The sequence below is a fragment of the Promicromonospora citrea genome (assembly GCF_013004695.1).
Classification (GTDB): Bacteria; Actinomycetota; Actinomycetes; order Actinomycetales; family Cellulomonadaceae; genus Promicromonospora; species Promicromonospora citrea.
The window spans coordinates 38,363-56,527 of sequence record NZ_JABEMG010000012.1; the positions used below are offsets into that span (position 1 = coordinate 38,363).

Genomic DNA, 18,165 nt, shown 5'->3' on the forward strand with positions numbered 1-18,165 from the left:
TGGGTGGGGGCGGGGACGGTGTCAACGGGTCGCGACGGCGGCGGCCCCGGTGGTCGGGGCCGTCGTGCCCCACGCCTGGGCGAGGAGCCGGAACGACCGGCGGGTCGCGGCGTGGTCGTGCGCGGCGGTGGTGACCAGCAGCTCGTCGGCGCCGGTGACGCGGGCCAGCGTCGACAGGCGCTCGACGACCGTCTCGGGGTCGCCGACGATCCGGGTGTCGACCCGGTCGGCCACGAGCGCGCGCTCGTCGTCGGGCCGGTCGGTCCACGGTGTGCTGGATCCCGGCGCCGGGTACGGGACCGCACCGCGCTCGCCGCGCCGGATGGACAGCACCCAGTCGGCGAACGGCTCGGCGAGCGCGCGGGCCTGCTCCAGGGTGTCGGCGACGAGTACGTCCGCCGACACGAGCACGTACGGCGCCCTCAGCACTCCCGGCCGGAACGCCGCCCGGTAGGCCGCGACGGTGTCCAGCACCGTCGCCGGGCTGACGTGGAAGTTCGCCGCGAGGGGCAGACCCAGCTCGCCGGCCACACGGGCGCTCTCGCCGCCGCTGGAGGCGAGCAGCCACAGGTCGAACGCCGCGCCCTCGACGGGCGGGCTCGACCACGCGCCGCCGTCCGCGTCGCGGTACATGCCGCGCCGGAGGCCGAGCACGAGCTCCACCTCCGCCCGCAGGCCGCCGGGTGTGCGCTGGGCGCCGACGACCTCCTGCTGGGCGGCCAGGCGGTCGCGGAGCGCGGGGTCGTCGAGCCCGGTGGGCGGGGCGGGCGGCACGTACAGCCCGTCCACGACGCGGGGACCGGCCGACGGCACCGGACGGGGCGGCGGGGCCGGTCGCCCGCCCGACGGCGGCACGGTGAACGCCCGCCCCAGGCCGAGATCGACGCGTCCGGGGTGCAGGGCGGCGATCGTGCCGAACTGCTCCGCGGCGACCAGGGGCGACGTCGTCGACAGGAGCACGGCGCCCGAGCCGACCCGGATGCGGGACGTGCGGGCGGCGACGGCGGAGGCCAGGACGGCCGGTGCCGCCGAGGCGACGCCCGGCGCGAGGTGGTGCTCGGCGTACCAGACGCGCCGGTACCCGAGCTCGTCGAGGTCGACGGCGAGGTCGACGGCGTCGCGGAGCGCCTCGGCGCCGGTGCCGCCCTCGGGGACCAGCGCGAGGTCGAGCACGGACAGCGGCACGGCGTGAGGCGTGGTGGCAGGCGTCGTCATCGCGGTGCCCTCTCGCCCGCGGTCACGGCGAACGGCAGGTGGTTGCCGGGCACCGGGGCGGGGCACGTGCCGTGGTCGGTGAACGCGAACGGCAGGTTGGTCGCCCGGTTGAGGTCGACGCGGACGGTGCCCTGCTGCTCGTCCCCTGCCTCGACGTCGACGACCCGCCACGGCGCGACGCCGTCCGCCTCGTCGGTGAACAGGACCGTCGGCCGGGTGCGGCTGCCCGTCAGGACGAGGACGTGCGTCGCCCCGTCGTGCCGGACCTCGATCTCGCCGACCGCCTCCACGTGGTGCACCAGCCGTGGCCGGGCCGCGCCGACCGTCCGTGGTGCGGGCTCGTCGTACCAGCGCACGGGTGCGTCGAGCACCCACGCCGGGTCGTACGCGAACGCCGGGACGCCGGTGAAGCCGGTGCGGGTGGGGGCGAGCGGGTCACGCGGACGCAGGCCGTACCGGCCGGTGCGGCGCACCACCTCGACGGCGACCTCCCGCTCGCCGTCCGAACCACCGTCCGGGTCGCCGTCCGACGCCGTGCCGGAGCGCCCCGCGGGCAGGAACGTGCCGAGCACGAGGCTGCGCCCCTCGGCCACGGAGACCGCCGTCGGGCCGCCGTACTCGACGAGCTCGCCCACCAGGACGCTCTCGTCGCCTGCCACGGCTCGGGTCAGGAGCCGGTCGTCGGCGACCCACCACTCGCCGGGGAGCCCCGGCAGGCGGCCGGGGGTCGACGTGGGCCACAGCAGGGCGGTCGGCGACAGCCAGCCGTGCGGGGCGCGCAGCGCGCGGTCGCGGGCGGCGCGCCAGGCCGCGTGCCGGTCCGCGGCCTGCGCGCCCGACGTCGCGGCCCGTGTGCTCCCGAGGGTTCCGGTCATGGGTGGTCCTTCCGGTCAGGGCGCCGGGCGGCGCCGGGGATCGCGGCGATCAGGTCGGCGGTGTAGGGGTGGGCGGGGTGGTCGAAGACGCGGCCGACGGGGCCGGTCTCCACGAGCCGGCCGGCGCTCAGCACGCCGACGTGGTCGGCGACCTGGCGCACCACCGCGAGGTCGTGGGACACGAACAGGTAGGTCAGGCCCCGCTCGGCCCGGAGCCGGTCCAGCAGCTCGAGCACGCGGGCCTGCACCGACACGTCGAGCGCGGAGGTCGGCTCGTCGAGCACCAGCAGCTCCGGGTCGAGCGCGAGGGCACGGGCGATGGCCACACGCTGCCGCTGTCCGCCCGAGAGCTCCGCGGGGCGACGCCCGGCCAGGTCCGGCGACAGGTGCACCTGCTCGAGCAGGTGGGCGACCCGGTCGCGCCGCTCGGCCCGGTCACCGACCCGGTGCGCGCGCAGCGGCTCCTGCACGACCGCGGACACCGTGAACCGCGGGTCGAGCGACGAGTACGGGTCCTGGTGCACGAGCTGGGTCCTGCGCCGGGTCGCACGGTCGTCGGCGACGGGCGCACCGTCCAGCCGCACCGACCCGGCGTCCGGGCGCTCCAGGCCGAGCACGAGGCGTGCGGTCGTCGACTTGCCCGACCCCGACTCCCCCACCAGTGCGTACGCCGAACCCCGCGGCACGGTGAACGACACGTCGTCGACGGCGCGCAGCCGCCGACCGCGGCCGAGCCGGAACTCCTTGACGAGCCCCCGCGCCTCCAGGAGCGCTGGTGCGGCGGCCGCGTCGGGGAGGACGGCGGCGCTTGGCACACTATTTGTTGCCGCCGCCGACGTCGCCCGTCCCGGCACCGCGGCGACGAGCTCGCGGGTGTACGGGTGCGCGGGTGCACCGAGCACCTGCCGCGCGGGGCCCTCCTCCACGACCCGCCCGTCCTTGAGCACCACGACGCGGTCCGCGCGGTGGGCCGCCACGGCGAGGTCGTGGGTGATGAGCAGCACGGCCGTGCCGGTGCGGGACGTGAGGTCCGCGAGCAGGTCGAGCACCCGGCGCTGCACCGTCACGTCGAGGGCCGACGTCGGCTCGTCGGCGATCACGAGGCGCGGCTCGCACGCCGTCGCGATGCCGACGAGCACGCGCTGCCGCATGCCGCCCGAGAGCTGGTGCGGGTACTGGCGGGCGCGCAGCTCCGGGTGGTCCAGGCCGACGGCACCGAGGATCTCGACGGCCCGGCGGCGCGCGTCCCGCCGCGGCGTGCCGTGCACCACGAGCGCCTCGGCGACCTGCTCCCCGACCCGCACGACCGGGTCGAGGCCCGCGCCGGGGTCCTGCGGCACGAGGCCGATGCGGACGCCGCGCACACGCCGCCACGCGTCCGGCAGCAGCGCGGTGAGCGACACCGCCCGCTCGTGCCCGGTGTCGGTGAGGCGCACCTCGCCCCCGGTGACGTGCCCGCCGTCGGGCAGCAGGCCGACGAGCGCGTGCGCGGTGGTGGACTTGCCGCTGCCCGACTCGCCCACGAGCGCGACGACCTCGCCGGGCCGCACGTCCAGGTCGATGCCGTGCACCACCTCGCGGCCGCCGTACGCGACGCGCAGACCGCGCACCGTGAGCAGGGCACCGGGCGCGCCCTCCCCCGCCCCGACGGCCCCGGGAACGGGCACCACGTCCCGCGCGGCGGCCTGCCTCGTCGTGAAGGTCATCGGTCGGTCCTCCCCTCGCGGGCCAGCGCCCGCCCCAGCACGCCGACGGCGAGCACGAACACGGCGACGACGAGACCCGGCAGGGTCGAGTACCACCACGCCACGGCCAGGTAGTCACGCCCCTCGGCGACGAGCGAGCCCCACTCCGGCGTCGGCGGCGTGGCCCCGTACCCGAGGAAGCTCAGGGCCGAGACCGCGAGGATCACCGCGCCGAGCTCGACCGCCGCGAGCGCCAGCACGGGCCCTGCCGCGTTGGGCAGGACGTGGCGCAGCAGGACGGCGGCGCGGCCGGCGCCGGCGAGACGTGCTGCCTCGACGTAGGTGGCGTGCCGGACGCGCAGCACCTGGGTGCGCATGACGCGCGCGAAGGTGGCGACGGAGGCGACGCCGACGGCGATCGCGACCTTGACCGTGCCGAAGCCGAGTGCCGTGACGACCGCGAGCGACAGGAGCAGGCCGGGGATGGCGAGCAGCACGTCGGTGCCGCGCATGAGCGCCTCGTCGACGGGGCCGCCCGTGAACCCGGCGACGAGCCCGACGGCGGAGCCCGCGACGAGGGCGACGGCGATGGCCAGGAGCGCGGCGCGCACGGACAGGCTGGTGCCGTGCACGGTGCGTGCGTACAGGTCGCGGCCGAGGTGGTCGGTGCCGAACCAGTGGGCGGCGCCGGGGGCCTGGAGCCGTTCGGCGGGCACGCCGGTGACCGGGTCGTGGCCGGTGAACAGACCGGGGGCGAGCGCCCACAGGAGGACGACGGCGACGGCGAGCGCCGCCACGAGGGTCGCGGGGCGGGCGAGGGCGGCGAGCCGGCCGGCGGGACGCACCGGGGGCCGGAGCGCCGTCATCGCGCGCCCCGTGCGGTGGTGACGCGGGGGTCGAGCAGCGGGTGGGCGAGGTCGGCGAGCAGGCTCGTGGTGACGAAGACCGCCGCCGCGACCACGACGAGCCCCTGGACCACCGGGATGTCCTGCGTCGTCACGGCGTTCTCGACGAGGCGGCCGAAGCCCTGGCGGGAGAACACCGTCTCGACCACGACCGTGCCGCCGAGCAGGTTGCCCACGAGCACGCCGAGCACGGTGACGGTGGGCAGCGACCCGTTGCGCGCCACGTGCGCCGCCAGCACCCGGCCCCGACCGGCACCCTTGGCGAAGGCGACCTCCACGTAGGGGGCCCGCCACGCCTCGCGCAGTCCCTGGGCGAGCACCTGCGCGACGACGGCCGACAGCCCGACCGCGAGCGTGACGGCGGGCAGCACGAGCGCGGAGAACCCCTCGTTGCCGACGGCCGGGAAGACGAACCAGGTGAACGAGAACAGGTGCAGCAGGACCAGGCCCACCCAGAAGCCGGGCACGGCGACACCGAGCGGCGGCAGCAGGAGCAGGAGGTCGCGGAGCCAGGCGGCACGGGTCCACGACGCGAGCCCCGCGATCGCGGTCCCGCCGGCCAGCCCGAGCACGAGCGCGAGGCCCGCCAGCTGGGCGGTCTGCGGCAGGGCGTCGGCGATGAGTCCCGCGACGGGCGCCCCGCTGCTGATCGACGTGCCGAGGTCACCCGTGAGGGCGCGGCCGAGGAGGGTGAGGTACTGCTGGACGGGCCCCTGGTCGAACCCGTACCGCTCGCGCAGCTCGGCCACGCGGGCGGGGTCGACGCGCTCGCCGCCCGCGCCCTGGTCGAGCATGATCGCGACGGGGTCGCTCGGCAGCAGGTAGAGGATGAGGTAGGAGACGGTGAACGCCGCCCAGAGCACCCCGACGGCGCCGCCGACCCGGCGCAGGACGTAGGCGGCCATCAGCCCTCCTGCTCGATCCAGGCGTCGTGGAACAGGAGGCGGGAGGAGGCGTCGAAGGTGACGTCGTGCACGTCTCCGCGCACGCCGATCGACTGCGAGAGCTCGAACAGCGGTACCGCGAGGGCGTCGTCGAGGATCGCGTCCTGCGCGTCGGCGACGAGCGCGGCCCTCGCGTCCGCGTCACGCTCGCCGAGCTGCTCCTCCAGCAGGGGGTCGACGACGTCGTCCGCCTCGCGCAGGCTGAGGTTGCGCTGCGCCGTCGAGAACTGCGTGCGCAGGATGTCGGCGTCGGCCCGGGTGACGTTGTAGTAGTACAGGTCGTAGTCGCCCGACTGCTGCGCGGTGGTCTGCTCCGCCGCGGTGACCTGGCGCAGACGCAGGTCGACGCCGACGGCGCGGAGCTGCTGGGCGACCAGCTCGAGCACCGGGCCGCTGCCCGTGAACACGGGCGCGTAGGTGACCTCGAGCTCGAGGGGCTCGCCGTCCTTGACCCGGATGCCGTCGGCGCCGGGCGTCCAGCCCGCCGCACCGAGGATGCGGCCCGCCTCGTCGGGGTCGAACGCGAGCCGGTCGGACCGGTCCACGTAACCCGGCGTCGTGGAGGCGAGCACGCCGGTGGCCGGCTCGAAGGCGTCGGAGAGCACCGTGTCGACGAGCTCGGTCCGGTCGACGGCGAGCAGCAGTGCGCGGCGGACGTCGGCGTCGTCCAGCGGCGGGCGCGTGAGGTTGGGCTGGAGGATGAACGGCACGCCGGGGTTCGCGCGGGTCAGGACGGTGCCGCCCGAGCCCTCGATCTGCGGCACGTCCTGCGGCAGCACGTCGCCGACGGCGTCGAACTGGTCGGACGCGAGACCGCCCGCGCGCACGCCGGACTCCGGCACCACGGAGAACTCGATGCGGTCGAGGTACGCCTCGCCGTCGTGGGCGGCGGACGCGGGCGCCCAGTCGTACCCGGCGCGGCGCGTGAGCACGGCACCCTGGTCCTGCGTGTAGCTCTCCAGGACGAAGGGGCCCGACCCGACGATCTCGCCCTGCAACCGCTCGGACGGGTCGACGGCGGCGGTCTCCTGCGCCAGCACCGCGAGCGACACGGTCGAGGTCGCCTGCAGGAACTGGGCGTTCGGTGCGTCGAAGACGACGGTGAGGGTGTGGTCGTCGGCGATCTCTGTGCCCTCGTAGCCGGCCAGGTAGCTCGCCGCGAGCGGGGCGGTCGCCCCGAGGTCGCCCGCGATCGCGTCGAAGCCTGCCTTGACGTCGTCCGCGGTCAGGTCGCTGCCGTCGGAGAACGTGACGCCCTCGCGCAGGTGGAACGTGAAGCGGGTGAGGTCGTCGCTGATGTCCCAGCTCTCCGCGAGCCACGGCTCGATGCGGCCGGTCACCGGGTCCTGGTCGGTGAGCGAGTCGGCGAGCTGGCGTGCGACGTAGATGCTCACGTTGGTGCCGACCTGCTGCGGGTCCACGCCCTGCGGTGCCGCGCCGAGCGCGAACCGCAGGGTGCCGCCCGGGGCGGGCTCGGCAGGACCTGCCTCCTGGCCTGCCCCCTGCGCTGCGGTGCCCGCGCAGCCGGCCAGCGCGAGGCAGGCGCCGAGGACGGCGGCGATCGAGGCGGCGCGCCGGGCGGAGCGGCGCAGGGGTGCGTCCTGCTGACGGCTGGTCGGGTACATGCGAGGTCCTCTCCGATGTCCGCGCGAGGGCACGCCGAGGCAGACCTGCGTGCGGGTGCACTCAGGCCCGTCACCGGCGGTGACGCGGGGGCTGGGGTCGGGTCGTGTTCCCGACCGATGTGGTCGGGAACGTCGTCGGGGATCGAGGTGCGCGGGAAGTTACGGCCGGGTCAGGGGCGTGTCAACGGTCTCCCGGCGCCGTCTCGCATGCCGGACGCGGTCGTGGACACGCGCGGGGCCCTCCCCTGGTCAGGCCCGGGGGACGTACGCGCAGGGCCCCGGGGAACCGTCCCCGGGGCCCTGCGTCGTCGTGCTCGTGCTCGTCGCGTGTCGCCGCGGTCAGACGTCCCCGTACACACCCTCGAACACGTCGCGGTAGGCCGCGGCGAGGCGCAGCCCGTCGTGCCGTGCGGTGCCGTCGCCACGCCGCACCTGCCGCATGATGACGCGCGCCCCCATGGACGCCGCCGCCGCCTCGAGCGCTGCCACGTCCTCGACGGCGGACGGGTCGGCCAGCACCGCGTCGATGCGCAGCCCCGGGGCGTGCTTGTGCAGCGCCTCGAGGTGGTCGACGGCGGTCAGCCCCGCGGTCTCGCCGTGGTCGGCCGACAGGTTGAGCGTCACGCAGCGCCGCGCCTTCGTGGCGTGCAGCGCGTCCGCCAGAGCAGGGACGAGCAGGTGCACGAGCACCGACGAGTACCAGGAGCCGGGCCCGAGCACGACCCAGTCGGCGTCGAGCACGGCCTGGACCGCCTCGGGCAGCGCGGGCGGGTCCGCCGGCACGAGGCGGAGCTGCTCGATGCGTCCGTCGGTCACCGCGACCCGGCTCTGCCCGACGACGGTCTCCAGCGGCCGCTCCGGCTCCCCCGGGCCCGCCGCGTGCCGGACGTCCGCCTCCACGACGAGCGGCACGGACGCCATGGGCAGCACCCGCCCGCGGGCGCCGAGCAGGCGCCCGACCCAGTCCAGGCCCTCGACGGGGTCACCCAGGAGCTCCCACAGCGCCACGATGAGCAGGTTGCCCATCGCGTGGTTGTCGAGCTCCCCCGACGACGCGAAGCGGTGCTGGAGCATCGCGCTCCAGGTGCGCCCCCACTCCGAGTCGTCGCACAGCGCCGCGAGCGCCATCCGCAGGTCACCCGGGGGCAGCACGTCGAGCTCGTCACGCAGCCGGCCGGACGAGCCGCCGTCGTCGGCCACCGTGACGACGGCCGTGAGGCGGTCCGACATGAGCCGGAGCGCCGACAGGCTCGCGGACAGCCCGTGGCCTCCGCCCAGCGCGACCACCGACGGGTTCTTGCTCCACTCCGGAGCCGGGACGTCGGGCACTCCGGGGGCGTGCGGGATCATTCGCGTCCCAGGTCCCGGGCCGAGACGGAGACGAGCTGACCGCGTGCGCGCAGGCGCTCGGCGATGGCTTCGGAGATGGCGACGGAGCGGTGCTTGCCCCCCGTGCATCCCACGGCGATGGTCACGTAACGCTTCTCCTCGTTGAGGTAGCCGGCGAGCACCGGCGCCAGGGCGTCGACGTACCGGTCGATGAACTCGACGGCGCCGGGCCGGGCCAGGACGTAGTCGCGAACGGGCTGGTCACGGCCCGTCAGGTGTCGCAGCTCGGTGATCCAGTACGGGTTGGCCAGGAACCGTACGTCCACCACGTGGTCCGCGTCCAGAGGGATGCCGTACTTGAACCCGAACGAGATCACGTTGATGCGCAGCTGCTGCTCCGCGTCGTGCGCCAGCCAGGAGCGGATCTCGCGCGAGAGGTCGTGCACGGACAGGTCGGAGGTGTCGATGCGCAGGTCGGCGCGCGCGGCCAGCGTCGCGACGACGGCGCGCTCCTCGGCGATGCCGTCGAGGATGCGACCGTCGCCCTGCAACGGGTGCGGGCGGCGCACCTGCTCGAAGCGGCGCACCAGCACCTCGTCGCTCGCGTCGAGGAACAGGATCCGGTAGGCGACGTCCGCCTCCGTCATGTGCACGAGCACCTTGTCCAGCTCGGAGAAGAACTCCCGGCCCCGCACGTCCACCACGACGGCGACGCGCTCGATGCTCGACCCCGTGGCCATGAGGTCGACCAGCGGGACCAGCATCATGGGCGGCAGGTTGTCGACCACGTACCAGTCGAGGTCCTCCAGCACGGCGGCGGCCCGGGTCCGGCCGGCGCCGGACATGCCGGTGATGATCAGCACCTGGGGTTCGCTGCGGTCGGGCCCGTGCGTGGCGGCCTCGACCTCGGCGATCCCGTCGGGCGCTGTGGTGGGCGAGGGCTCGGTGTTGCTCATGCCTCCAAGCATGCCAGCGTCAGCCCTTGAGAGCGGCCACGACGGCCTGCGCGGTCTTGTCCCCCATGCCGCGCACGCTCGCGATCTCCTCGACGCTCGCCGCCTTGAGCCGCTTGAGCGAGCCGAAGTGCGTCAGCAGCACCTTCTTGCGGGCCGGGCCGAGGCCGGGCACGTCGTCGAGCACCGAGGCGGTCATGCCCTTGCTGCGCCGCCTGCGGTGCTGGGTGATCGCGAACCGGTGGGCCTCGTCGCGCACGCGCTGCAGCATGTACAGCCCCTCGCTGGAGCGCTGCAGGATGACGGGGTACTCCTCCCCCGGCAGCCAGACCTCCTCCAGGCGCTTGGCGAGGCCGCACAGGGCGACGTCGGTGATGCCGAGCTCGTCCATCGCCTGCTTGGCGGCCGCGACCTGGGGCGGGCCGCCGTCGACCACCACGAGGCTCGGCGGGTACGCGAAGCGGTTCCTCTCACCGGCGTCGTCCGGCGCGACCTCGCCACCCGGCAGCGTGCCGGCGGGATCGTCCGGGCCGGTCTCCTCGCCCGCGGAGATCTCGACGTCGTTCGACCGGAGCCGGTCGGCGAGGTAGCGCCGGAACCGCCGGGTGATGACCTCGTGCATGGCCTGGGTGTCGTCGCGCGCGCCGTCGCCGTCCGAGCCGCGGATGCTGAACGAGCGGTACTCGCTCTTGCGGGGCAGCCCGTCCTCGAACACGACCATCGACGCCGACTGGTAGGTGCCCTGCGTGTGCGAGATGTCGTAGCACTCGATGCGCAGCGGCGCGGACTCGAGGTCGAGCGCCTCCTGGATCTCGCGCAGCGCCTGGCTCCGTGTGGTGAGGTCCCCCGCGCGCCGGGTGCGGTGCAGCATCAGCGCGTGCTCGGCGTTCTTGCGGACGGTGGCCGCGAGCTCCTTCTTGTCGCCGCGCTGCGGCACGCGGACGTCGACCCGGGCGCCGCGCAGACCGCTCAGCCAGGCGCCCACCTGGTCGAGGTCGGGCGGCAGCACCGGGACGAGCACCTCGCGCGGCACCGCGTCGCGTGCCTCGACCCCGCCCGTCTCCTCGACGGACCCGTACACCTGCTGGAGCAGGTGCTCGACGAGCTCGCTGTCGGTGACGTCCTCGACCTTCTCGACCACCCAGCCGCGCTGGCCGCGGATGCGCCCGCCCCGCACGTGGAAGACCTGGACCGCGGCCTCGAGCTCGTCGCCCACGAGGGCGAACACGTCGGCGTCCGTGGCGTCGCCCAGCACGACGGCGTTCTTCTCCGTGGCCCGGCGCAGCGCCTCGATGTCGTCGCGCAGGCGGGCCGCCTGCTCGTACTCCATCTCGGCCGCCGCCTCCTGCATGCGCTTGGTCAGGCGGCGCTCGAACTTGGCTGTGTCGCCGGCCATGAAGTCACAGAAGTCCATGACCAGCGCGCGGTGGTCCTCGACGCTGATGCGGCCGACGCACGGCGCGGAGCACTTGTCGATGTACCCCAGCAGGCACGGCCGGCCCGACTGCCCGGCCCGCTTGTACACGCCGGCCGAGCACGTGCGGATCGGGAACACCCGCAGCAGCAGGTCGAGGGTCTCGCGGATCGCCCAGGCGTGCCCGTAGGGCCCGAAGTAGCGCGTTCCCTTGCGCTTGGCGCCGCGCATGACCTGCGCGCGCGGCACCTCCTCGCCGAGCGTGACGGCGAGGTAGGGGTAGGACTTGTCGTCGCGGTACTTGACGTTGAACCGGGGGTCGTACTGCTGGATCCAGGTGTACTCGAGCGCGAGCGCCTCGACCTCGGTGCCGACGACCGTCCACTCGACGGACGCGGCCGTGGTGACCATGCGCTGCGTGCGCTCGTGCAGGTGCGCCACGTCCTGGAAGTAGCTGTTCAGACGCTGGCGCAGGTTCTTCGCCTTGCCGACGTAGATGACGCGGCCGTGCTCGTCGCGGAACCGGTAGACACCGGGCGACGTCGGGATCTCACCCGTCTTGGGCCTGTAGGTAGCTGGATCCGCCATGGCACCAACCTATGCGCTGCCACTGACACGTCGGGGCAGCGCTCCCCCGGTGCCGTGCGTCAGGCGGTCACCTGCAGCGGCGTGGGCTCGACGCGCACGGGGAAGTTCACCGAGCGCGCGATGAAGCACATCGCGTGCGCCTTGTGGTGCAGCGCGTCGACATGCTCGTCCGTGGCGAGCTCGCCCGGGTCGACCGTGACCTTCGGGTGCAGCGTGACGTCGGTGAACGCACCCTCGCCGCGCGCCTCGACCCGCATGGTGCCCGTCGCCGCGTCGGTGTACCCGCGCACGACGAGGCCCGACTCGGCGGCCAGGTGCAGGAACCACAGCATGTGGCACTGGCTCAGGCTCGCGACGAACAGCTCCTCGGGGCTGTTCCGCTCCGGGTCACCACGGAACGCCGGATCGGCCGAACCGGGCAGCGGCGGCTTGTGCGGCAGGTCGATCTCGTGGTCCCGCGAGTACGCGGTGTACGACGAGGTCCCCTTCTCGCCCGCGCCCGTCCAGCGCACCGTCACGGCGTAGTCATGCGTGGCTCCGCTCATGAGAACACCCTAGATGTCGCGTTGCCCGGAAGCCACGGGCGCGCCGGGGCCGTGCTCGTCGACCGAGATCACCGGTGCGATGGCGCGGGAGGGCTAGAGGTCCGAGGATAGAGGCGCCCGAGACGAAAGCGCCCCCTGGATCGCGAGGATCCAGGGGGTTGGCTCAATCATCACGCGGTCTCAAGCCCGCGCCTCTGCAAAGGACGATAACGTGGACCGATCGGCGTCGCAAGCGTTCCAGCAACCGGCGCACGCCTTCGAGGTGTACATCTCATCGGCCCGGTTCGCGCCGTATCTCGGCCGGGCGGCCGGCGACGCCGACCGGGCGTTCGAGCTGTACCAGTGGAACAGCCGGCTCACCGGCGCGACGCACGAGGCGCTCGGCCACGTCGAGGTGGCGTTGCGCAACGCACTGGACGCACGCCTGCGGACCTGGAACGCCGTCCAACCACCGGCACCGCAGCACGGCGTGGCGAGCTACTCCTCGAACTGGCTCGAGGTCCCGGCGGCACCGCTCTACGGTCTCCTCAACACGGTCCGGCACGGCCGCAGGCACAGCACGTACCTCCGCGCAGCGCGGCGTGCCGCCGAGAGCAGAGAAGCTCGCGGCTCAGGACACCCGCGGTCGTCCGCCCCGGTGACGCACGACGACCTGGTGGCCAACCTCATGTTCGGCACGTGGGTCACGCTCCTGCCCGACAGCACGGCGCACGCGTCTCGGCGCCGCGCCCAGCAGACGATGTGGCAGGCAGCGATCCGGCACGCCTTCCCGTATCACCAGGACCCCGGCGTGATCCACTTCTGGGTCAGTCGACTCCACCGCCTGCGCAACCGCGTCGCGCACCACGAGCCGCTGATCGGGGTCGATGTCCTGGCTTACCACCGGACGATGGTGCGCCTCCTGCGCGCGATCGACCCCGTGCTCGGCGACTGGTTCTCCGGCGCCTCGCCCGTCCCCGCACTGCTCCGGTCCCGGCCCCGGCCCCGGGCGGAGGCGACGGGGAACGGAGCAGCAGGAGGCGGGACGACAGGCGGGCGCTGACACACCGTCGGGACGCGCGCCGCGGCGCACGTCCCGACGCGACCTCATGCCGAGGCCTTGGCCTTCGCCTTGCTCTTCGCCGGCTTGCGGGCCGGTGCGCGCTTCGCGGACCCGTTCGACGCCTTCGAGGCCGCCGGAGCCGCGGCCGCCGCCGCGACGGCGTCCGCGTCCAGGACCTCGGCGAGATAGGTGCCCGTGTGGCTCTCGGGCACGGCGGCCACGGCCTCAGGCGTGCCCTGCGCGACGACGGTGCCGCCCCCGCTGCCGCCCTCGGGGCCCATGTCGATGACCCAGTCGGCGCTCTTGATGACGTCGAGGTTGTGCTCGATGACGATCACGGTGTTGCCCTTGTCCGCGAGCGACTGCAGTACCCCGAGCAGGCGCCGCACGTCCTCGAAGTGCAGACCCGTGGTCGGCTCGTCGAGCACGTACGCCGAGCGGCCCGACGACCGCTTCTGCAGCTCGGCTGCCAGCTTCACGCGCTGGGCCTCGCCACCGGACAGCGTGGGGGCGGGCTGGCCGAGCCGCACGTAGCCGAGGCCCACGTCCACCAGCGTCGTCAGGTGCCGCGAGATCGCGGGGAACGCCTTGAAGAACTCGGCGGCCTCCTCGATCGGCATGTCGAGCACGTCGGCGACCGTCTTGCCCTTGAAGTGCACCTCGAGCGTCTCCCGGTTGTACCGCGAGCCGTGGCAGACCTCGCACGGCACGTAGACGTCGGGCAGGAAGTTCATCTCGATCTTGATCGTGCCGTCGCCCGCGCACGCCTCGCAGCGCCCGCCCTTGACGTTGAACGAGAACCGGCCCGGCCCGTACCCGCGGACCTTCGCCTCCTCGGTCTCGGCGAAGATCTTGCGGATGCGGTCCCAGACGCCGGTATACGTCGCGGGGTTCGACCGCGGCGTGCGGCCGATCGGCCCCTGGTCGACGTGCACGACCTTGTCGAGGTGCTCCAGGCCCGTGACGCGCCGGTGCCGGCCCGCGACCTGGCGCGCGCCGTTGAGGTGGTTGGCCATCACGGTGTAGAGGATCGAGTTCACGAGGGTCGACTTGCCCGACCCGGACACGCCCGACACCACGGTCAGCACGCCCACGGGGAACGACACGTCGACGTCGCGCAGGTTGTTCTCCCGCGCGCCCACGACCGTGATCTGCCGCTCGGGGTCGACCGGCCGGCGGACGGCCGGGAGCGCGATCGAACGGCGCCCGGACAGGTACGCGCCCGTGAGCGAGTCCTTCTTCTCCAGCAGGCCCGCGTAGTCGCCCGAGTGGATGACCGATCCGCCGTGCTCGCCCGCGCCCGGGCCGATGTCGACGATCCAGTCGGCCGCGCGGATCGTGTCCTCGTCGTGCTCGACGACGATGAGCGTGTTGCCGAGGTCGCGCAGCCGGGTCAGCGTGTCGATGAGCCGCCGGTTGTCGCGCTGGTGCAGGCCGATCGACGGCTCGTCCAGCACGTACAGCACGCCGACCAGGCCGGAGCCGATCTGGGTCGCGAGCCGGATGCGCTGGGCCTCGCCGCCCGACAGGGTGCCGGCGGGGCGCTCGAGCGTCAGGTAGTGCAGCCCGACGTCGAGCAGGAAGCCCAGGCGCGCGTGGATCTCCTTGAGCACCTCGGTGGCGATCTGGGCCTCGCGCACACCGAGCTCGATGCCCTTGAGGAACTCGGCCGCCTCGCCGACCGGGAGGCGCGACACGTCGGCGATCGACCTGCCGTCGATCTTGACCGCGAGCACCTCGGGCTTGAGGCGCGCGCCGCCGCACGTGGGGCACGGGACCTCACGCATGTAGGCCTCGTACTTCTCCTTGGACCAGTCGGAGTCCGTCTCGCGGTGCCGGCGCTCCAGGAACGTCACCGCCCCCTCGAACCCGGTCGAGTACTGCCGCTCGCGGCCCCAGCGGTTCTTGTAGCGGACGTGCACCTTGTGGTCGCGGCCGTGCAGGATCGCCTCCCGTGCCCGCTCCGGCAGCGCGCGCCACGGCACGTCCATCGAGAACTTCATCTCGTCGGCGAGCGCCGTGAGCACCCGCTCGAAGTACTCCGACGACGTCTGTGCCCACGGGGCCACCGCGCCCTCGCGCAGCGTCTTCTCGTCGTCGGGCACGATGAGCTCGGGGTCCACCTCGAGGCGGAAGCCGATACCCGTGCACTCGGGGCACGCGCCGTAGGGCGCGTTGAAGGAGAAGGTGCGCGGCTCGATCTCGTCGAGCGTCAGCGGGTGCTCGTTCGGGCACGCGCGCTTCTCGGAGAACTTCCGCGTCCGGTTCAGGTCGTCCACGTCGGCGTCGACCAGCTCGATCATCACCAGGCCGCCGGCCAGGGCGAGCGCGGTCTCCACCGAGTCGGTGAGCCGGCGCTGCACCCCCTCGCGCGAGACCAGACGGTCGACGACCACCTCGATGTCGTGCTTGAGCTTCTTCTCCAGCGCGGGCGGGTCGGTCAGCTGCACGACCTCGCCGTCGACCCGGGCGCGCGAGAACCCCTTGGCCTGCAGCTCCTTGAAGAGGTCGGCGTACTCGCCCTTGCGGCCGCGGACCACGGGGGCGAGCACCTGGTACCGCGTGCTCTCGGGCAGCTCCAGGATCTGGTCGACGATCTGCTGCGGCGTCTGCGACTGCACCTTCTCGCCGCACACCGGGCAGTGCTGCGTGCCGGCGCGTGCGAAGAGCAGGCGCAGGTAGTCGTAGACCTCCGTGATGGTGCCGACGGTCGAGCGCGGGTTGCGGTTGGTCGACTTCTGGTCGATCGACACCGCGGGCGACAGGCCCTCGATGAAGTCGACGTCGGGCTTGTCCATCTGGCCGAGGAACTGGCGCGCGTACGCGGACAGCGACTCGACGTAGCGGCGCTGCCCCTCCGCGAAGATGGTGTCGAACGCGAGCGACGACTTGCCCGACCCGGACAGCCCGGTGAACACGACGAGCCGGTCCCTGGGCAGGTCCAGGTCCACGTTCTTGAGGTTGTGCTCTCGGGCACCCGAGACGACGAGACGATTGCTCACACAGGCATCCTAGGGCGGGACACCGACATTCGCACGCCTGTTCTATGGGTCACACAGACAGGTCACACCGCTCGCACCGCGTCGGCGCGGTGCTCAGCGCACCGCACGGCCCGCGGAGACCTGCGACCGTCGCACGCGGGACTGCAGGTCGAGGGCCCGCAGCAGGTCCTGCTCGTGCGCGTACGAGCCGTCGACGAGCCGCCTGCGCACGTCCACCACCTCCTGCGCGTGCTCGGCGGCCGTGTCCCACTCCTCGAGGTCCATGTGCACCGTCACGAGGTTGAACAGGGCCGCGGCGAGACCGGGGAGGTGCCGGTCGGGGCTGCGCCGGGCGAGGTCCCTGCGCACCCGTACCGCCTCGGCGGTGGGCGCGACGCCGTCGCGCGAGCGGCGGGCGTCCATGAGGGCCGCGCCGAGGTTGAGCAGGGCGTCGGCGAGGTCGGGCTCGAACCGGTCGGGGTCCCGGCGGGCGAGCCGCCGCAGCCTGCTGACGGCCTCCTCGGTCGGCGCCACGGCGTCGGCGGGCCTGCCGAGCTCGGAGTAGAGCACGCCGAGGTTGGACAGCGAGCTGGCGAGGTACTCCTCGCCAGGCTGCCCCTCCTCGGCGAGGCCGCGGCGGATCGCGACCGCCTCCCGCTCCAGCGGCAGCGCCTCCTCGGGCTCGCCCGCGCGCGAGTGGGTGACGGCGAGGTTCGACAGCGACGCGGCGAGCATGCGCCGGTACCGGGCGGGGTGCTCCTTGGCGAGCGTGCGGCGCAGCAGCACGGCCTCGCGCTCGAGCGAGACGGCCTCGTCGTGGTCGCCGAGGCGTGAGCGCACCGCGCCGAGCGACGCGAGGCTGTAGGCGAGCGTCCACGTGTGCGCCGCCGCGTTCTCCCGCGAGAGCTCCCGGCGCAGCGCGACGGCCTCCTCCAGCGGCGCGATCGCCTCCCGGTCCCGCCCCAGCGCCGCGTAGGCGTTGGCCAGGTTGGTCAGCGCGAACCCGAGCTCGAACCGGTGCCGCTCCGGGGCCTGGAGCACCATCCGGCGGCTGAGCTCGACGGCCTCCTGCGCCAGCGGGACGGCCTCCTCGGGGCGGCTCTCGGTGAGCGTGACGGACCGGTTGGACAGCGCCGTGGTGAGGAACGTGGCCCACTGCCGGGGGTCGCGCCCGACGAGCGTGCGCAGGATCGGCAGGAGCTCGGCAAAGGTCTCGTCCTCGTCCTGCGGCGTGCCGACGTCGTTGAGCACCACGTTGAGGCTGAGCAGCACGCGAGCCATCTCGGCCTCGCACCAGGTCTTGTCCCGCTCGGGTGCGGCGCGGCACAGCTCGACCGCCTCCCGCTGGGCCGTCAGGGCCTCCTGCGCGTGCCCGGAGCGCCAGTGCGCCGTCCCCAGCGCGTTGACGGCGGAGACGAGCGCGGTGCGATACCGGTCGGGGTCGCCCGCCGCGATCCGGCGCCAGGCGGCGACCCCCGTCTCGAGCACCTCGACCGACTCGGCCAGCCGCGCGACGTCGCGCAGCGCCGACCCGAGGTCGACGAGCGCCTCGGCCCGCCCGACGGCGTCCTTGGCCGCCGCGACGGCCCGCTCGCCCCTGTCGACGTCGTCGGGCGACGCGTCGGCGACCGAGCGCGGCTTGAGCAGGAACGCGGTCCGCAGCGCGCGCGGGTCGTCGCCGTACGAGTCGGCCGCGCGGCGCAGGAGCTCCGCGGCGAGCGCTGTCGCGCCCGGGACCTCGGACAGCTCGACCTCCAGCCGGCGCGCGACGCGCACCACCCGCAGCGCCACCCTGCGGGACAGCCCCCACGTGCACGAGCCGACCAGCGCGACCGAGCCCCCGAGCCGGTCCACGACCAGCAGGTCGCCGAACCGGTCGGCGCCCGCGGGGCCCTCCCCCAGCTCGACCGGCGCCGTCGGCAGCGAGAGCAGCCAGCGGGCGCCCGCCCGGACCGGGACGCCGGGCACCACGCGGTGCAGCACGTCGCGCGCCGCTGCCGCGTCCTCGACGCCGAGCAGGCACGCGGCCGCCACGACGTCCTGCACCTCGTCGAGGTCGAGGTC

At 74.1% G+C, this 18,165-nt stretch carries 13 protein-coding genes; 1 reads left to right on the forward strand and 12 read right to left on the reverse strand.

What is annotated here, in order from left to right; translation table 11 throughout:
* Positions 1–21 precede the first annotated feature (21 nt).
* The 10 genes from HLB15_RS04375 to HLB15_RS04420 all read right to left on the reverse strand — a co-directional run bounded on the left by HLB15_RS04375 (position 22) and on the right by HLB15_RS04420 (position 12,078).
* Positions 22–1,215 carry an LLM class flavin-dependent oxidoreductase gene (locus tag HLB15_RS04375; RefSeq protein WP_171104059.1) on the reverse strand — a complete coding sequence of 398 codons (1,194 nt, stop codon included), beginning with the start codon at positions 1,213–1,215 and terminating at the stop codon, positions 22–24.
* Entirely contained in the window at positions 1,212–2,090 is an 879-nt protein-coding gene (locus HLB15_RS04380) for a DUF1684 domain-containing protein (protein WP_171104062.1), read from the reverse strand. The genes HLB15_RS04375 and HLB15_RS04380 overlap by 4 nt, the downstream gene beginning before the upstream one ends.
* Positions 2,087–3,796 (reverse strand): dipeptide ABC transporter ATP-binding protein, encoded by a 1,710-nt coding sequence (locus tag HLB15_RS04385; protein WP_171104064.1) that lies wholly within the window; start codon positions 3,794–3,796, stop codon positions 2,087–2,089. Before HLB15_RS04385 ends, HLB15_RS04380 begins: the two co-directional genes overlap by 4 nt.
* Complete coding sequence (locus HLB15_RS04390) at positions 3,793–4,641, reverse strand: ABC transporter permease (protein ID WP_171104066.1); 849 nt, start codon at positions 4,639–4,641, stop codon at positions 3,793–3,795. Before HLB15_RS04390 ends, HLB15_RS04385 begins: the two co-directional genes overlap by 4 nt.
* A complete protein-coding gene (locus tag HLB15_RS04395; protein ID WP_171104068.1) occupies positions 4,638–5,585 on the reverse strand; it encodes an ABC transporter permease in 948 nt (315 codons plus the stop codon). The genes HLB15_RS04390 and HLB15_RS04395 overlap by 4 nt, the downstream gene beginning before the upstream one ends.
* Positions 5,585–7,249: an ABC transporter substrate-binding protein gene (locus HLB15_RS04400; RefSeq protein WP_171104070.1), complete on the reverse strand. Its 1,665-nt coding sequence runs from the start codon at positions 7,247–7,249 to the stop codon at positions 5,585–5,587. Before HLB15_RS04400 ends, HLB15_RS04395 begins: the two co-directional genes overlap by 1 nt.
* 339 nt (positions 7,250–7,588) lie before the next feature.
* Entirely contained in the window at positions 7,589–8,599 is a 1,011-nt protein-coding gene (locus HLB15_RS04405; RefSeq protein WP_171104071.1) for a gluconeogenesis factor YvcK family protein, read from the reverse strand.
* A complete protein-coding gene (gene rapZ / locus HLB15_RS04410; RefSeq protein WP_171104074.1) occupies positions 8,596–9,534 on the reverse strand; it encodes an RNase adapter RapZ in 939 nt (312 codons plus the stop codon). Before rapZ ends, HLB15_RS04405 begins: the two co-directional genes overlap by 4 nt.
* A gap of 19 nt (positions 9,535–9,553) precedes the next feature.
* A complete protein-coding gene (gene uvrC, locus HLB15_RS04415; protein ID WP_171104076.1) occupies positions 9,554–11,533 on the reverse strand; it encodes an excinuclease ABC subunit UvrC in 1,980 nt (659 codons plus the stop codon).
* A gap of 59 nt (positions 11,534–11,592) precedes the next feature.
* Complete coding sequence (locus tag HLB15_RS04420; protein ID WP_171104078.1) at positions 11,593–12,078, reverse strand: OsmC family protein; 486 nt, start codon at positions 12,076–12,078, stop codon at positions 11,593–11,595.
* A 211-nt stretch (positions 12,079–12,289) separates the two neighbouring features.
* Between HLB15_RS04420 and HLB15_RS04425 the strand changes: the two genes are divergently transcribed.
* Positions 12,290–13,120, forward strand: coding sequence for an Abi family protein (locus HLB15_RS04425; protein WP_171104080.1), 831 nt, complete (start codon positions 12,290–12,292; stop codon positions 13,118–13,120).
* Between the two features lie 44 nt (positions 13,121–13,164).
* Here HLB15_RS04425 and uvrA read toward each other — a convergent pair whose 3' ends face one another.
* Positions 13,165–16,122, reverse strand: a complete 2,958-nt coding sequence (gene uvrA, locus HLB15_RS04430; protein ID WP_171104081.1) for an excinuclease ABC subunit UvrA — start codon at positions 16,120–16,122, stop codon at positions 13,165–13,167.
* 93 nt (positions 16,123–16,215) lie between these two features.
* Positions 16,216–18,165 (reverse strand): tetratricopeptide repeat protein (locus HLB15_RS04435; protein ID WP_171104083.1); only part of this gene is annotated, 1,950 nt, incomplete at its 5' end.

Coding starts and splice junctions, on each gene's coding strand:
- uvrC (WP_171104076.1), bottom strand. CDS start 11,533: ATGGCGGATCCAGCTACCTACAGGCCCAAGACGGGTGAGATCCCGACG.
- rapZ (WP_171104074.1), bottom strand. CDS start 9,534: ATGAGCAACACCGAGCCCTCGCCCACCACAGCGCCCGACGGGATCGCC.
- HLB15_RS04390 (WP_171104066.1), bottom strand. CDS start 4,641: ATGACGGCGCTCCGGCCCCCGGTGCGTCCCGCCGGCCGGCTCGCCGCC.
- HLB15_RS04380 (WP_171104062.1), bottom strand. CDS start 2,090: ATGACCGGAACCCTCGGGAGCACACGGGCCGCGACGTCGGGCGCGCAG.
- HLB15_RS04395 (WP_171104068.1), bottom strand. CDS start 5,585: ATGGCCGCCTACGTCCTGCGCCGGGTCGGCGGCGCCGTCGGGGTGCTC.
- HLB15_RS04400 (WP_171104070.1), bottom strand. CDS start 7,249: ATGTACCCGACCAGCCGTCAGCAGGACGCACCCCTGCGCCGCTCCGCC.
- HLB15_RS04405 (WP_171104071.1), bottom strand. CDS start 8,599: ATGATCCCGCACGCCCCCGGAGTGCCCGACGTCCCGGCTCCGGAGTGG.
- HLB15_RS04375 (WP_171104059.1), bottom strand. CDS start 1,215: ATGACGACGCCTGCCACCACGCCTCACGCCGTGCCGCTGTCCGTGCTC.
- HLB15_RS04385 (WP_171104064.1), bottom strand. CDS start 3,796: ATGACCTTCACGACGAGGCAGGCCGCCGCGCGGGACGTGGTGCCCGTT.
- HLB15_RS04420 (WP_171104078.1), bottom strand. CDS start 12,078: ATGAGCGGAGCCACGCATGACTACGCCGTGACGGTGCGCTGGACGGGC.